Consider the following 16,348-nt stretch of genomic DNA (forward strand, 5'->3'; position numbering starts at 1 on the left):
AACATGAAGGAGGCGTGACAAATGCAAAGCATAACGGCAAATTTAAAAGTGAACAACGTCAAAGATACGTTAGTGTTCTACAAGGATGTACTAGGATTCGAAGTGATCGTCACCGTGCCTGAATACGATCAGCCTGTATTGGACTGGGGCATGGTTAAGAATGGTGGGGCAGAGTTAATGTTTCAAGAGACAGCGAGCCTTGAAGGAGAATATCCGGTGTTACGGAATCATAGCGGCGTCGGCTGTTTATCCCTGTTCATCAAAGTAAATGATCTGGAAGGCCTGTTCGACAAGATTAAAGATAAGGTTGAAGTGCTCAAGCCGATCCATAAGACATTCTACGACGTGAACGAATTTGCTATTTTGGATAACAACGGCTTCGTGCTAACGTTTGCCGAATAGCCCGATTATAAAGGCCAGAATTCCTCGTCCGAGGATTCTGGCCTTTGTCATTATATCGTTGCAATTACGGTTCGAATATCCCCATTTGAACTTTGGATAAGATGCAAATAATCGAATTGGACCAAACAGCCTTCGCCAATAGGCGATTGCGCAACGATGCCGACTTTTAACTCGGCAGTGCAGTCCATTCCAAAATACCTCACGAGCTCCCACTGTTCTCCATCCAATGAATAATGAAATGCAAAACAATTCCCAGCCCTTGCTATTCTCAAATAAGGTTTAAGCGAATCTACTTTGCCTGAAATGCAATCATCGGAAGTGTTATTTGTAACCACGCTCAGAATAGATCTTTTATTGCCGAAAAACTCATAACAGAGTTTCGCCCAATGTTGATCGTCCGACATGACCATCAAACATCCCGAATCATATTGGTGCTTCATATCCACGCCGACTCTAGTCGTAAGAGTGAAATCTCCTGGGACTATCGTATATAAGAAAGGCGCCGAAGATTTAATGGTTTCTCCTGAAGGATCAATGAAAAAGTCCGCATTGGCCGGAGCGGAGATCGCTAAAGATTGATTTGCATCAAATCCCCAGTTATTCGGTTCGTTTAACCAGTTTAGTTCTGAACTTAATAGTTTCTCATGACAGTTGTCGAATAAATTCATTTTAACCGCTCCCAGAACATAGTATAAAAATCGGACATAAGGCCTTTTTCCACAATTTTACTCTACCATGATAGGATCGGATTGAATAGTTCAAGTTGACAGCGCATTCTACCCAACATATAATACATATAAATCCAATTGGATAACTATGATTTTAATCGAAGGAGATTACGATATGGCTGCCGTTCAAACGTTCAAAGCGACCGCGCATTTACAAGACGGAGTTAAAGTGAAAACGAATGTTAGAAATTTCGAGCTGACGATCGACGAACCTAAGAGTCTCGGGGGAACCGATACCGGCATGAATCCGGTCGAAGCTCTGCTTGCCTCCTTGGGTGCATGCCAATCTATCGTTGCTAGAGTCTATGCGTCTAAGTTCGGCGTGAAACTCGATGATTTTCTCGTGGAAGTCGAAGGCGATATTGATCTCGATGGATTTTTCGACAGAGCCGCAGTCCGTCCGGGTTACTCCGACATCCGATATACATTCCGAATCAAAACCGGGTCCCCGAAAGAAAAGGTGGATGAGTTCGTTCGCTTCTTGGAGAGCAAATGCCCGGTTGGAGATACGATAGCTAACGCGGTTAATCTCAAGCTTCATAGCATCATTATTGAAAATTAATAGAATCCGAATAATTATGAATACAGAGCATGGCGAGCTAGAAGCCTCTGCTCTGTATTTTTTATGCCCTTATTATGAATTCCGATTGCGATACAGCAAATAGATGAAGAAAGGGGCTCCCACGCCGGCGGTAAACACTCCGACCGGGATATCGTGAGGCAAGAAAGCCGTTCGCGCGACCGTGTCCGAGAGGACGACGATTAATCCGCCGATCAAGGCCGAGATCGGCAGTACGCCGCCGAATGAAGGGCCGACCAGCTTGCGGGCCATATGGGGCGCGATGAGTCCGACGAACGAAATGGCCCCGCCAACGGCTACGGAGGCTCCGGCCAAAGCGACGCTGATCATGAGCAAAGTGAACCGTTGCCGCTGAACGGCGCTTCCCGCCCCTGCCGCGATGTCGTCTCCGAGTTGAAGCACGTTGACGTTCCTGGCGAACACGAAGGCGAGCGGAATAAAGACGGCTACCCACGGAACGATCATCCATACGATGGTCCAATCGGTCCCATACACTGTGCCTGTCAGCCACACATAAGCTTGCGACGACGTAAAGATCTGACCTTTCACGAGCATCACTTTGGTAATCGAACCGAGCAGGAAGTTGATGCCGATCCCGACGAGCACAAGCCGGATCGCCGTAACGCCTTTCTTCCAAGCAAGCAAATAAATGACGATAGACGATACTCCTGCGCCTAACATGGCGGCTACCGGTAGCCAGACGATGCTGATCGTCCCTGCCAAATAGCTGATAAACGCCACCGCGGCAAGGGAAGCACCGCTCGTAATGCCGATGATGTCGGGGGAAGCGAGCGGGTTGCGGATAATTCCTTGCAGAATCGATCCAGCTACGGCTAGCGCGGCACCGACGAGGAATGCGGCAATGATTCTGGGCAAGCGAAGCGTCTGGATGACAAGCCTTTGTTCATCGGTGCCGCCTCCGAACATCGCTCTTACGACGTCTAGCGGATGGATACGCATATCCCCGAGCGAGGTACTTAGCAGAAAGACGACAACGCAAGCTATAGTAAGCCCGATCGTTAGCGCGAATGCTTTCTTATGAAGCAAAAAGGAGACGGGGAGCTTCTCCAGCCGGATGTGCGTGTAGTTTTTCACTTTTTGACGATCCCCTTTCTGGCGATCGCTATGAATGCCGGAATGCCGATGATCGCGGTCATAATACCGACCGGGAGTTCCTCCGGCCGGATGACGAAGCGGGCCGCGATATCGGCCGCGAGTACGAGGATCGCGCCGATGACCGCGCTGTAAGGAATGATCCAACGGTAGTCGTTGCCGGAGAACAGACGGGCGATGGTAGGTACGATCAATCCGATAAAGCCGACCGGTCCGGCGATCGCGACGGAGCCGCCCGCGAGCGCGATAATGATCAGGCCGGCGGCTAACTTCACGAATATCGTTCGTTGCCCGAGCCCTTGCGCCGCATCTTCGCCCATCGTTAGTACGTTCATATGCCTGGCAATCCAGAGCGCGGCAATCCAGCCGACCGCCATGATCGGCAATACGGCTTTCAGCATTTCGATGGATCTACCCGCGACCGATCCGGTTAACCAGAACATGACCTCGCTCAAGCCTTCCTCGTTGAGCACGAGCATCCCCTGCGTGAAGGAAGAGAATAGGGCGCTCAGCGCGGCTCCCGCCAATATGATCTTCAGAGGCGTCAAGCCGTCGCGCCCGAGCGATCCCATTAAGTACACCGCGACTGCGGCAATCGCCGCGCCCGCGAAAGACACGCCGGTTAGAACCGGCAGCGAGCTGACGGAAAATACCGTCGAGCACAACACGATCATGAACGACGCGCCGAAGTTGATTCCGAGTATGTTCGGATCGGCGAGCGGATTTCTCGTCAGCCCTTGGATCAGCGATCCGGCCATGGCTAGGCTGGCCCCGATGGCGGCCGCGGTGAATGCCCTCGGGACGCGGGAGGTTTGTACGATAATTTGTTCGTTCGAAGTGCCGTCATACTGGGTGAATGAATGGTACACGTCGGACCAACTGATCGGTGTGGCTCCGTATGCCATGCTGGCATATACGAAAGCTAGCAATATGATGAATCCGAACGCAAGGCCGGTGCCCTTAGACAGGCTTCCGGCAAACAGCCTTTCCATGATCGCCGCTCCAGTCCTATGACGCATAGAAAGAATGAGCCGGAGAGCCCATTCTTTCACGCGTTGCAATTGTTATACGTTGATTACAGATCGAAGTAGAAGAACAGATCGTCTAGCATCATTTTCGCGGCAGTCGCTCCACCCGACATGTTCCAAGTGATGTCGTTGACTTGGTAGTACTTGCCGTTCTTGACGCCTTTGAGATTACTCCAGAGCGGATTCTTCTGCCACTCTTCCTGAGTTTTGAATTCGTCTCCTCCGTTGTTGCTGGAAGTAATATTGAAGATGATGTCGCCGTCTATCTGCGGAATCTGCTCCTGGGAAGCCAGGTCAATGAACACCTTGTCTTTGGATTGCTGCGATTTCGGCCGGCTTAGGCCGAGCTCTTGCAGGACGGAACCCGCGAATCCGGAAACGTAGATCCGGGCGGAATTGTCATCGTAGAATCGGACGATCGAAACTTCCGTATTGGCGGCGCGGCTACCGATTTTGGACTTGAAGTCCGCTACTTTTTTATTCCAATCGTTCATGAACGCGGTAGATTTGTCTTCTTTATTGAGTGCCAAAGCGGCCATATTCATATTCGCTTTCCAATCGAACAATTGATCTGCGAGCAGGGTAGGAGCGATTTTGGACAATTGGCCGTAAATTTTCTCGTGGCGCGGTTTCGCGCCGATAATCAGATCCGGCTTCAAAGCGACGATCGCTTCCATGTTCGGTTGAAGCTCGCTGCCGAGATTTTTGACGCCGCCCATGTCAGAGCGGAGGTAGTGGTACCAAGGAGCTTGAACCCACGATTCGACCGCGCCTACCGGTTTAACGCCCAACGTCAATGAAATGTCGACCATGCCGTTAAACAGGACGACTACGCGTTTGGGAGCGGACGTGAGCGTCGTTGTGCCCATGGCGTGAGTAATCGTGCGTTTCGTATCGATGCTTACGGTTTTAGTGCCGGCATTCCAGTTGACCCATAAGCCGAGAGCATCGCCAAGGAAGCGGAGCGGAACGAAAGTGCTGCCGTTTTTGGCGATCACTTTCGCGTTGAGAGTTACGGTTTTGCCGTCTACGGTTGCTTGGTTGCTGTCCAGCGTCAGTTCTGCCGTCGTTTGGCCTCTGGTGATTTTAATCGTTTTCGCTTTTTGATTGAAGTTAGCGGTGGCGCCGATCTTGGACGCTATCGCATTGTAGGGAATCATCGTGACGCCGTTGATCACTTGCGGCTGGACGGTTAAGCTAAGCGGCTGTCCGTCGAGCACGACTTTGATCGGCGTGTCGGCTGCCGTCGCGGCGAACGGGACGGAAACGACGGCTAGAAGGAAGGATAGGCATAAGGCTATCGTGCGGAGTGTTGATTTTATCATGGAAGCAAAAATCCACCTTTCAATCACTTTTATTATGATAACGATTATCATTATCACCTACATTAAATCGAATTTCTCGTTGGTGTCAACAATAATTTTCCAGATATGTCTGAGAGTCGTCATATGCCCGCTTTATCGGCCAATTGACGTAACGCCTGATATAGCTCGTAATCGAGCTGCAATATCGCCTTGGAGTCGATGGTTTCCGCGCTTTGCAGTTCGTTTAATTTCACGATTTTCTCTTGCAAGAAATCGACCATGTCCGGATAGGAAGCTTCTACGTCTGCCTTCATAGCTTCCCAATCTTGCGCGATCTGAGAGATGACGTCCTTCATCTTATCCGCGTCGTCATCCTCCGCATGCTGCTTCAAGTCTTTCACATGCGATCGAATCTGTTCGATGGGCTTTTTCAAAGCTGAGGTTTCCGGTTTTTTCTCGGTCTCTTGATCCGCAACTTTGTCCAGGATGGAATCCGTGACGGCTTTGCCTATGGATTCGTTGTTCTTCTTGGCTTCCTGAACTTTCTCGGCTTTGGTTTGTTTTTTGGCAGGCTCGCTTGCTTTCTCCGAGGCGGGTGCCTTGATTTCCTCGGTCTGCCGAGTCGGTTCCGCTTGCGTTGGACTGGCTTTCGCTTCCGTTAGCGAAGGATCCGCCTGAGCGGGCTGCTCGCTGGCCGATTCGGTCGGCTCGATCGTGGGTTCCTGTGCCTCTATGTATCGGCTTGTTGACGGAGATGAGCTACAGCCCGTCAGCCCTAATAGCGCCGCGAGTACGATAACGTAACCATATTTCAACTTGATTTCCCCCTATTGTCCTTCGTAATTGCCAACCCATTCCAGACTTCTCAGTTATCTTAGTGGAAAAGGTAATATTTTTCAATACAAATGATAATAATAATCATTCTTATTGACAGATAGACAATTTCTGATAAAATCTAATGGTAAATAAAGGGGATATACCGTTGGAAGAAAATGAGGATAAAGCGATGGCATTGGCGTTTAGCCCGGAAGAAATCGAAGTATTAATTAAAGATTACCGCTTGGCGATAGAACCATCGTCGGACGGGAAGTTCTCGATGCCGGCGACGGATATGCTGAACAAGATCAAATGTTCGGCTTATTTGGAAGGCGTAGCGGGCATATTCGAATCTTCGTCTCCATTAGCGACCGCGTCGCTTTTTGCCAAAAGATACAGTTACTTGATTATTGCCTCCAGCTTGTATGCGATGAGCGCGCTTAATAAGGGCATGGATTATGCCATAGACAATTGTCATATCGAGTCCAATTATCAAGGTCAGGCTTGGCTTCCGAAAGCGCGCTTGACCAACAGGCATGTCTCCCAGCCTGCAGAGGGAAGACGGGCGGAATGGCGGGATGGGATCATTCGCAACGTCTTCGCCGACAACCTCGCCAAGGCTTGGGACTCCCTTTCCAAGTCAGTTCCTATATCTAAGGCTGTTCTATGGGAAAATACGGCTATTTATGTGTATTGGCTGTACGAAAATAAGTTCGGAGTGGGAGCTAGCGCCGATCAAAGGTCCCGTATTCAAGAAGATTTCGAGTATCTGATTAACGAAGCGCCGGCGCATCTTTTCGGAGAATCGAAAAATCCGTTAACCCGATTCAATAGCTGCAAAGTGACGACCCTTGCTTCGGATGAGCCCATTCGGATTCGAAAAACATGTTGTTTTTATTATTTGGCTTCAGACGAACCGGAAGATTATTGCCCGACTTGTCCTAAAATCAAGCATGAAGCGGTCGTTACTAACGGGTAGACTCATACGCCCAATTTCTACTGTAATTTGAATTAGCACCTTGTTTCCTCGAGAAACGGGTGCTTTTTTTCGTTACACAAATATACAAATATGAATAGTATTGACATTTGCTGGCACAATCCATATGATAAATTACATTGATATTGAAAATCATTATCAATTAGAAGTTGAACGAACGACACTACTCATCGGGAGGAGTTGCCTTGAATCTACACAAGGTGCAGAACGCGCATAACAAACTCATTCTACAAAAAGCGGGGGAAATAGGGATAACAGGCAGGCCGTTAATTCCAGGCTGCGAGGATTTTCTGGAGCTGTCGTACGAAGGCAAGAGCATCATTATCAATAAGACTAGATCGCATAAGATGCCGTTAATGGCGGGCTTATTAGCGAAAAACAAAGAAGCATCGAATCTGTTGCTAAGAAGACGCGGATTACCGGTGCCGGATGATATCGTTGTGTCCCAAATGAGCGAAGAAGCCGCCCGGTTTCTGCAAGCCTATCGAATGGTGACGGTAAAGCCGCTGGACACGAGTCGCAGCATCGGAGTTACCGTCGGCATCGACAAGGAGGCCGATTTGGAGCGGGCGATTCGGACGGCGCTTCTTCATAGCGATCAAGCGATGATCCAGAAGCATGTCGTAGGCCGCGACTACCGCGTATTGGTGATAGCGGGGCAAATGATAGGCGTCCTGGAGTATGAGCCTGCGTTCCTGGTAGGCGACGGCCGTTCCACGATCGAACAGCTTATCCATCGGCTGAATGCCGACCAACTTAGACGCAATGATGCTGGAGATGCAGGCTCCTTCCAAGAAATAAGCATCGATTGTAAGCCTATGCTGTCGCATTTGGAACAACAAGGCCTTACCGTTCAAGCGATATTAGAAAAGGGCTCCCGGTTAGAGCTATTCGGAAGCGCTAATGTACTGGCGGATGGAATTAGCGAGATCGTGACCGACCGAACCGAAGAGATATGTCCGGCCAACGCGGCTGTCGCGGTCGAGGCTGCTAAGGCGTTACAAGTAGACGTCGCCGGGATTGACATTCGATGCAAAGATATACGTCTTCCACTGAACGAGGGGAACGGGGGGATTCTTGAGGTCAACGCTTTACCGGATATGATCGATCCGCACCTTTTTCTTCATGGGGCGTCTACGGATGTGTTCCATGTTTATTTGCGCTATCTATTCGATGAATAAAAGGAGCGTTTAATGATGATTTCCCTCAATGCCGAGAATGCGTATTTGCAGTTGCAGAAGGACAGAGAATCCAATGCCAAATCTTATCCGCGCCGCTTCCCGCTCGTCATTCATAAAGCCAAAGGATTAATCATTACCGATACGGAAGGATTGTCTTATTACGATTGCCTGTCGGGTGCGGGCACGTTGGCGCTGGGCCATAATCATGACACGGTCATCGCCGCGATCGGGGACGTGCTGGAGAAACAAATTCCTCTACATACGCTAGACTTAGCAACGCCCTTGAAACTAGCGTTCATGCAGGAAATTTTCTCGATATTGCCGGAACAATTGAGAGACACCGCCAAAATTCAGTTTTGCGGTCCGACGGGTGCGGATGGCGTGGAAGCGGCGATCAAGCTGGTCAAGAACGCCACCAACGGAAAATCGATATTGGCTTTCCAAGGCGGCTATCATGGCTCGACGCAAGCAACGATGTCGATGAGCGGCAACTTGAGCAAGAAGCAGCACTTGCAAAGCTTGCTCCCGGACGTCCACTTCCTTCCTTTCCCCTATGAGTATCGTTGCCCGTTCGGTGTTGGGAAAGGAATGACCGCTCAGATCAGCACGCAGTATATCGAGAATTTGTTGGACGATTGCGAGAGCGGCATCGCGGCTCCTTGCGGCTTGATTGTTGAAACCGTTCAAGGAGAGGGCGGGGCGATTCCGGCCGATCTCGAATGGTTGAGGCAATTACGGCGCATTACCGCCGAAAGAGGCATTCCGCTTATTATTGACGAGGTTCAAACCGGGATCGGCAGAACCGGCAAAATGTTTTCCTTCGAGCATGCCGGAATCGTTCCGGACGTTATCGTCTGCTCGAAAGCGGTTGGCGGGAGCTTGCCGATGTCGGTCGTCATCTATAAAGAAGAATTGGACCAATGGCAGCCGGGCGCGCATACGGGCACGTTCCGCGGCAATCAATTAGGCATGGCAACGGGGCTCGCGACGTTGAAATATATTAAGGCAAACCATGTGCTCGACAATGTCAAAGAACGCAGCGAGCAATTTTTCGATACGCTGCGTCGCTTGCAGGACAAACACGTAGAGATCGGCGACGTTCGAGGCAGAGGTTTGATGATCGGAGTCGAGATGGTAGATCCAAACGGTCGCAAAGACCGGCTCGGACATTATCCTCCTAGCGGCGAACTGGCTTCGAACATTCAGGAGAGATGCTTTAAGAACGGCCTTATTATCGAGGTGGGAGGCCGCCGATCGGCCGTACTGCGTTTCTTGCCGCCGCTTACGATTACGGCGCAGGAAACGGCGGAAGTGTTGTCAATTTTCGAGAAATCCGTCGTTGAAGCCCTCGAAGCCACGCGATTGCGATGATCATCCTATCCGGCTTAAGGAAGCATTCCGTTTTATTGGCCATCTTGATCGGGGCCTTCTCATTGGTTTTGACGAATAGCGCTTTTAATATTTTGCTGCCGAATTTCGTGCAAATGTACGGGATATCGACCGCGTTTGGCGGATGGATCATCATTCTGTATATTTTGGCGATGACGATCACGATGCCTCTGACTTCGCTTGTCGTAGATCGTCTTGGCCGCAAGAGAACTTATATTATTGGCATCGTAATCTACGGTCTGTTCTCTATCGTGGGCGGTTTGTTCTGCCACTATGTCCAGATCGTACTGTTGGTACGGGTCATGCACGGCGTCGCCGCCGGGTTAATGATCCCGTTGTCCTTGGTGTTGTTGTTCGACTATTACGGCAAAGAAGTACGGGGAAGAGTGGTCGGCGCATGGGGAATGCTGCTCACGATCGCTCCGGCGATCGGTCCGACTTTAGGGGGCGCGGTTATACAGTTCGGCGAGGTACGGTACCTTTTCTGGCTGAATGTTCCGTTTGCGCTGTTTTCGTTCGTGCTATGCTGCACGCAAATCAAACGTTATCCGCCCGTCTATCGGAAAATGATTCACCTGCAAAGCATCATTCTGATGGTACTAGGGATTGCGTCGCTGAGCCTGGGTATTCAATTGGTTTCCAATCATACGATTCCAAAGTGGATTCCCTGCCTCTTGCTGGTATTAGGCGTAGTTGCGATCATTCGGTTCGTTCGGCAAGAGAACGCCAAGAAAGAACCTTTCATTCGTTACAGTCTGTTGCGCCGCAATCCCGTGTACACCGTGTCGTTGCTCATTTCGGCTGTACAGGACTCCGTTATGTTCGGCGTCATTTTCGTGATGCCGTTGATCTTCCAAGAGGTGTTTCATCTATCGCCCTCCGTCGCGGGCGCCATGTTCATCCCGACGGCTCTATTCACGAGTCTGTTCGTGTGGATTGGCGGCAGTCTGATGGATTCAGGCAAGTCATTAAAGTTCATCTCTTACGGCATCGGATTCATTGCGGTCTCGGTAGCGTCTTTTGCTTTTCTTCCTAAGGAAGCTTCGTTCCTCGTTATTATCGTCCTTATGGCATTGAGAGGAATAGGCAACGGATTATCCGATATGACGGTGACCGCGATCGGACTTAACGCTTTGCCCGAAGATGACCTGCACGAGGGGTCCGCGCTATCGAATACGCTCCAGCGTCTGGCTTCTTCTTTCGCCGTTATGCTGCTGGCCGTGTATTACGAAGTGCGTTGGCAAATGATCGCGCAATCGGGACAACTGGCTGAAACCGCGAAGTGGACGGCATTGAAGGAAGAGTGCATTGCGCTCGGCTGCCTCATGCTGCTCACTCTACCGCTTGTGTTAGTTATCAATAAGAAGAAGGTGAATGTCGTTGCTCAGCACGGGACCAAACCGGCGGCTTAATCGTCAGGAGCAAGCCAATAAGCACACCTGCAAAACCTTGTTGAACTGTTATCTCCGGGAGTTGGGGGAGGATCAGGCGAGCCTCTTTTCCATCAATCTTCCAGAGAATACCTATAAGATTTGTTTTCCGGCTAGCGCCGTTACCGTTTCCGGGAAATTGACCTACTATTCGGCTATTGGCGAGCATGAGTACGGTCACTTCACCGTGATTCGGGGACAGGAACAACAAGAGCTCCATTATGTCGATCTGGTGCAATGGATCGTGGCGGAAGCGCAACAGCAGTATGGGTTTCCGACGAAGGAGGGGGCGGAGGCTTTTGCGAATAAAGTGGCAAATAGCTATCGGAACCTAGCCTTATTCGCGGAACGTTCGGAAGAGGCTCACGTACGGGATTATTTGTCGTCCGAACAAAGCTTGCTATACGGCCATCCGTTCCATCCGTTTCCCAAGAACACGTTGGGTTTTTCCGAAGAGGACGTGAGAAAGTACTGCCCCGAACTAGGCACTTCATTCCAGCTATGCTATGTGGCCGTGAGGAAAGACGTTTTCCAGGTGGAATGGGTGTCGGATCAAAGGCAAATAAACCAACATGAAAGCGTGATGGACCATGTGCGGAACGTGCTCCAAGAGAAAAGGGACGGCTACGAAATTTTACCCCTCCATCCTTGGCAGTATGAACATGTCCAGACGGTTAGCGGAGTAAAGGATTACATCCAAGCGGGGAAGATCATTCTCCTCGGAAGTTGCGGCCCGCTCGCCTACCCGACTTCGTCCGTACGAACGGTGTATATTCCGGCGATGAGTTGCAATATTAAGCTCTCGTTAAATATTCAAATCACCAATATGACGAGAAACAATAACAGGGAACAAATGCGCAGAACGTTGGACGCGGCTAGCTATTTAATGCAGATGGACTGTTTTGAGCAAGAGCCGGGTACTGAAATTTCCTACGAGGAAGGCGTGTGCGCATGCCGGTTCGAAGAGGATGAGCTCACGAAATTGTTCGCGATTGCCTACCGTCCCATACGGTTCGATGAAACGTCGACTTACGTACTGTCCAGTCTGGTGGAAGCTCCCGTGTCCGGACAACCGTCTCGCTTATACTCGATGATCGATCGTCGCGATGTCGATCAATGGTTCCGACAATACTTGGCCCTCTCTCTACTGCCAATCGTTCGCATTGCGGAGGAGAAGGGCATCCATTTCGAAGCTCATTTACAGAACGCACTATTAACCCTCAAGAACGGCATGCCTCATACGTTTATCATTCGGGATTTGGAAGGGGTTAGCGTGAATAGGGATAAGGCCGGCGAGGATGCGGATCGAAGCGGTCCTCTTTTCTATGCCAAAGAAGAAGCATGGGCGCGCACGACCTACTATTTCGTAGTGAACCATTTGGGTTCGTTGATTCATGCCATAGCCAGAGACGTTCAGAAGGAAGAACAGCATTTCTGGGCAATCGTACGGGACGTTCTCGCAAAAGAGGCGGAAGAGAGCGGGAATGAATACGTGCTTAATTTGCTGACGGCCAACGTTTTTTATGCAAAGAAAAATATGATGAGCTGCCTTGCGGGCAACAGCGAGACGCCGTCTTACGTTGCGGTGAACAATAGGATGAAGAAGATAGGGAGTGAACGGAATGCAACGAACGAGCTACTTGTCTGAAGAGAAGCTGACCGCTTTCGAAGAAGTAACGGAGAGAATCATGCGCCAGACGATGGAGGCCCTTCTATTCGAGGGGATCGTTGACGTCGCGAAAAAGGATAAAAGGTGGTCGTTCACCGGGAAAACCGCGGAAGGAGTAGGCGTTGAGTATACATGCGAAGCCGAGGAAAAATGGTCTTTCGGCAGGGTGAAGATTGCCCGGAACTCCATTCGGAGAGAAGGAAAGCCGGTTGCGAACCTCTATCTCTTCCTCGAAGAAATCATTCAGAACGCTTTGGAAGGAGCGTATACGGCTTCCTTCATTCATGAGTTGTTGGAAACGTTGGCTAAGGATCACCAGTCCAGAGAGCTCCAACCGGATCGGATTCCTGAGCAAGATCGGCACTACGAAGCCTTGGAAAGCCATATGACCGACGGGCATCCGTATCACCCCAGCTACAAATCGAGAATCGGGTTTTCGTTGGCGGACAACTATGCCTATGGCCCTGAATTCAACCAAGAGGTAGCCTTACATTGGGTTGCGGTCCATGAGCGGTTGGTAGACGTTGCGCTCTCTAGCGGGACTTCGCTTAATGATGTTTATAAGCATCATCTATCGGATGAAGATCGGCGCAAATTCGAACAAATCGTAGAAGAGAAAGGCTGTAGCGATAAGCGGTATGTTTACTTGCCCGTGCATCCTTGGCAAGCGGAGCATCATCTTCCGTCCGTCTTCGTTCAGCAATTGAGGGATCGGGACCTTGTGCTTCTGGGCACGTCGAGTGGTTCTTATAGGGCACAACAGTCGATCCGAACGGTGGCCCATCGCGACAATTTCGATGCAACTTATATTAAATTAGCGCTTAGTATTACGAATACTTCAACAAGTCGTATTCTGGCGCATCACACGACGCAAAACGCGCCGCTCATCAGCGACTGGCTGAACAAAATCGTTCAGAACGATCCCCTGTTGCGGAAGAAACGGGTACATATTTTAAGAGAAGTGATGGGAATTTCCTTCCGGTATGATAGGCTGCCGTCGATTCAGTATCGATCGGCTTACGGAGCACTTGGCGCCATATACAGGGAGAACGTGTCGACCTACTTGGAAGAAGGGGAAGAGGCGTGGCCGTTAAATGCGCTGCTGCTTACGCAGAAGAACGGAGAGTCGTTCATTCAAGCGGCGATAGATCGGTATGGGGTGGAGAAGTGGAGCGATGCGCTCATTCGCACGGTGACGCTTCCGATTATCCATCTGCTGTATGCGCATGAGATCGCGCTCGAGTCTCATGGGCAAAACATCATTCTAGTCGTCGAGAAGGAGTTGCCGACAAGAATTATCCTGAAAGATTTGCACGACGGCGTTCGTTACGTGCCCGATAAGCTATTGCGCCCGGATTGGGCGCCGAAGCTGAACCCTGAGCCGGAGACGCACCGGAAATTCAACCGTTATTCGTTCATTCAGACGGAATCGGTGTCGGAGGTCAGAGATTATACTTACGACGCGTTCTTCTTCATCTGCATGACGGATCTTTGTTGGACGCTTGAGAAGTTCGGTTTGAGCGAAGCGGATTTCTGGCGTAAATGCGCGGCAACGATCATGAGCTACCAGAAGGAATACCCGGAGTATGTGGATAGATTTGAAATGTTTGATTTATTCGCTGAAGACGCCTTAATCGAAGAGATGACGAAGCGGCGGATATATGGCGATAGCGAATTGTACTTCCGTTCGGCGAACAACCCGCTGTTGCGGGCAAGGGAAGGGTTGGTATGAGGAAAAACAAACTAAAGGAAAAAATTAGCCGCGGAGAGCCTGTTTACGGACTATTTGTCTCCATCCCTCATCCGATCGTAATCGAGCTGATCGGTCATGCGGAGTACGACTTTGTCATTATTGATTACGAACATGCATCGACGAATATGGAAACGATCGAAGACATGGTTCGCGCCGCGGAATTATTGGACATTACGCCGCTTGTGCGAATATCCAAGGTGGATCGGATTGAAATCTTGAAAGTACTGGATTGTGGAGCCCAAGGAATTGTCATCCCTCATGTGGAGTGTAAGGAACAAGTCGAAGAAGCCGTTCGTTACGCCTATTACCATCCGATCGGCGCGAGGAGTCTGAACAGCGGTCGGCCGGGCGCCTTCGCGAAATATTCGCTGACCGACTATATCTCGGAAGCCAATGAAGAGCTGCTGATCGTTCCGATGATCGAAAGCGTAGAGGGCGTTAAGGAATGCGAATCCATTCTATCGGTACCGCAGGTCGGATTTGTACTGGAGGGGGCGGCGGATCTGTCGCAGTCGCTCTCCTTGCCTTGGGATACCGAGCACCCAAAGGTGCAAAGGAATTTGGACATTTTGTACGAAGCGTCGAGGCGATGCCGAGTGCCCTACGCCGCCGTGTCGCGAAGTCTGGACGGTCATCGGAAGTGGGCGGACAGGAGCGTGCGTATTTTCGTGCTGGGAGATGATCGCAATACCGCATTCCGCGCTTATAGGCAGAAGAGGGACGACTATCGAAAGGCGATAGGGGGGAGAGAATGAGTCGTCAAATAGAGAGATGGATTCACGAGTGGCAGGATCGGAGCGATGAGCCGGTATGCGCTTATGTGTATGACTTGGAGGGCATTCGGAATCATGTCCGGAAGATGCTGGAGAGCATGCCGGAGCAAACCCGACTGTTCTATGCGATTAAAGCCAATCCCGACAAGAGAATCATCGAGGCCTTATTGCCGTTGGTGAAAGGATTCGAAGTGGCATCGATAGGCGAGCTGCTGCTCGTAAGAGAGGTTTCCGAGAGCGTACCGATTGTATTCGGGGGACCAGGGAAGAAAGACATTGAGCTGGAGACGGCTCTTGAGAAGAACGTCGCTTATATTCATGTGGAAAGTCTGTTAGAGCTTCGGAAAATAGTGATGCTGGCGAAAGAGCGGAAACGGCATATCCATGTGTTGCTGCGCATTAATCTCAGGACGAACACGTTGCCGCAGACGAAAATCGCGATGGGCGGCCGCCCAAGCCCATTCGGGCTCGATGAAAGTTTCATTGAAGAAGCGATTGCGTTGTTAAGAGAGGAAGGCAATCATTATGTTCATTTCGCCGGGTTTCACTTTCATTCCCTATCCAACAATCTGCAAGCCGAGCTGCATGCGGAGATGGTCGAGCTATACCTGCGGAAGGTGGAAGAGTGGAAACGTTCGTATGAATTAGACGTTCAGGTCATTAATGCAGGCGGAGGGTTCGGGGTTTCCTATGATGACACGCCGGGATTTAATTGGCAACGGTTCACTGGATTGTTGGCGGAGAGCGAAGCCGTGCGGGCATTGGGAGGCACGCGGCTTTTCTTTGAACCGGGGAGATTCATCGTCGCCGATCACGGTTATTACGCAGCCGAAGTCATCGATATTAAGCAATCGCACGACCAATGGTTCGCCGTCATCAGAGGAGGCACGCATCATAATCGATTACCGGCATCTTGGGGACATAATCATCCGTTCCGCGTCGTGCCGACGGACAGATGGCCGTATTCTTTTGCCCGACCGGAGATAAGCCATGCCAGCGTCACGATTGTCGGGGAGTTATGCACGCCCAAAGACCGGCTTCATACGGATGCCCAATTAGAGAGCTTGCGCGTGGGGGATGTGCTTCTATTCGAGAAATCGGGTGCTTATTGTTGGACGATATCGCATCATGATTTTCTGGGTCATCCGCATCCGAAATTTCACTATATCACGGAAGGGGATTAGG

General features: G+C 50.5%; 15 protein-coding genes. 10 read left to right on the top strand and 5 right to left on the bottom strand.

Annotated features, from left to right (window positions below; translation table 11 throughout):
* The first annotated feature begins 21 nt into the window (after nt 1-21).
* Nucleotides 22-402: a VOC family protein gene (locus L3D05_RS19435; RefSeq protein ID WP_239617985.1), complete on the top strand. Its 381-nt coding sequence runs from the start codon at nt 22-24 to the stop codon at nt 400-402.
* 50 nt (nt 403-452) lie between these two features.
* Here L3D05_RS19435 and L3D05_RS19440 read toward each other — a convergent pair whose 3' ends face one another.
* A complete protein-coding gene (locus L3D05_RS19440) occupies nt 453-1,070 on the bottom strand; it encodes a DUF1349 domain-containing protein (protein ID WP_239617986.1) in 618 nt (205 codons plus the stop codon).
* A gap of 175 nt (nt 1,071-1,245) precedes the next feature.
* On the opposite strand from L3D05_RS19440, the gene L3D05_RS19445 reads away from it, so the two are divergent.
* Nucleotides 1,246-1,692: an OsmC family protein gene (locus tag L3D05_RS19445; protein ID WP_239617987.1), complete on the top strand. Its 447-nt coding sequence runs from the start codon at nt 1,246-1,248 to the stop codon at nt 1,690-1,692.
* A gap of 72 nt (nt 1,693-1,764) precedes the next feature.
* Here the strand turns inward: L3D05_RS19445 and L3D05_RS19450 are convergent, their stop codons facing one another.
* From L3D05_RS19450 to L3D05_RS19465, 4 genes are all read right to left on the bottom strand, one after another.
* On the bottom strand, nt 1,765-2,805 hold the full coding sequence (locus tag L3D05_RS19450; protein WP_239617988.1) for a FecCD family ABC transporter permease: 1,041 nt from the start codon (nt 2,803-2,805) through the stop codon (nt 1,765-1,767).
* Entirely contained in the window at nt 2,802-3,815 is a 1,014-nt protein-coding gene (locus tag L3D05_RS19455; protein WP_239617989.1) for a FecCD family ABC transporter permease, read from the bottom strand. The genes L3D05_RS19450 and L3D05_RS19455 overlap by 4 nt, the downstream gene beginning before the upstream one ends.
* An 83-nt stretch (nt 3,816-3,898) precedes the next feature.
* On the bottom strand, nt 3,899-5,176 hold the full coding sequence (locus L3D05_RS19460) for a stalk domain-containing protein (RefSeq protein WP_239617990.1): 1,278 nt from the start codon (nt 5,174-5,176) through the stop codon (nt 3,899-3,901).
* A 119-nt stretch (nt 5,177-5,295) separates the two neighbouring features.
* Nucleotides 5,296-5,970 (bottom strand): putative periplasmic lipoprotein, encoded by a 675-nt coding sequence (locus L3D05_RS19465; protein ID WP_239617991.1) that lies wholly within the window; start codon nt 5,968-5,970, stop codon nt 5,296-5,298.
* Nucleotides 5,971-6,137: 167 nt separating this feature from the next.
* Between L3D05_RS19465 and L3D05_RS19470 the strand changes: the two genes are divergently transcribed.
* From L3D05_RS19470 to L3D05_RS19505, 8 genes are all read left to right on the top strand, one after another.
* On the top strand, nt 6,138-6,950 hold the full coding sequence (locus tag L3D05_RS19470) for an IucA/IucC family C-terminal-domain containing protein (RefSeq protein ID WP_239617992.1): 813 nt from the start codon (nt 6,138-6,140) through the stop codon (nt 6,948-6,950).
* 203 nt (nt 6,951-7,153) lie between these two features.
* On the top strand, nt 7,154-8,149 hold the full coding sequence (locus L3D05_RS19475; protein WP_239617993.1) for a hypothetical protein: 996 nt from the start codon (nt 7,154-7,156) through the stop codon (nt 8,147-8,149).
* Between the two features lie 12 nt (nt 8,150-8,161).
* Nucleotides 8,162-9,520 carry a diaminobutyrate--2-oxoglutarate transaminase gene (locus tag L3D05_RS19480; protein ID WP_239617994.1) on the top strand — a complete coding sequence of 453 codons (1,359 nt, stop codon included), beginning with the start codon at nt 8,162-8,164 and terminating at the stop codon, nt 9,518-9,520.
* 35 nt (nt 9,521-9,555) lie between these two features.
* Entirely contained in the window at nt 9,556-10,950 is a 1,395-nt protein-coding gene (locus L3D05_RS19485) for an MFS transporter (RefSeq protein WP_239617995.1), read from the top strand.
* Entirely contained in the window at nt 10,913-12,616 is a 1,704-nt protein-coding gene (locus tag L3D05_RS19490) for an IucA/IucC family protein (protein ID WP_239617996.1), read from the top strand. Before L3D05_RS19485 ends, L3D05_RS19490 begins: the two co-directional genes overlap by 38 nt.
* The gene (locus L3D05_RS19495) at nt 12,591-14,369 is read left to right on the top strand and encodes an IucA/IucC family protein (protein WP_239617997.1); all 1,779 of its coding nucleotides are present in this window, start codon (nt 12,591-12,593) and stop codon (nt 14,367-14,369) included. Before L3D05_RS19490 ends, L3D05_RS19495 begins: the two co-directional genes overlap by 26 nt.
* Nucleotides 14,366-15,145, top strand: coding sequence for an HpcH/HpaI aldolase family protein (locus L3D05_RS19500; RefSeq protein WP_239617998.1), 780 nt, complete (start codon nt 14,366-14,368; stop codon nt 15,143-15,145). Before L3D05_RS19495 ends, L3D05_RS19500 begins: the two co-directional genes overlap by 4 nt.
* Entirely contained in the window at nt 15,142-16,347 is a 1,206-nt protein-coding gene (locus L3D05_RS19505) for a type III PLP-dependent enzyme (protein WP_239617999.1), read from the top strand. Before L3D05_RS19500 ends, L3D05_RS19505 begins: the two co-directional genes overlap by 4 nt.
* Nucleotide 16,348 lies beyond the last annotated feature (1 nt).

Origin of the sequence: Cohnella mopanensis, assembly GCF_022352055.1 — a bacterium.
GTDB classification, from domain to species: domain Bacteria; phylum Bacillota; class Bacilli; order Paenibacillales; family Paenibacillaceae; genus Cohnella; species Cohnella mopanensis.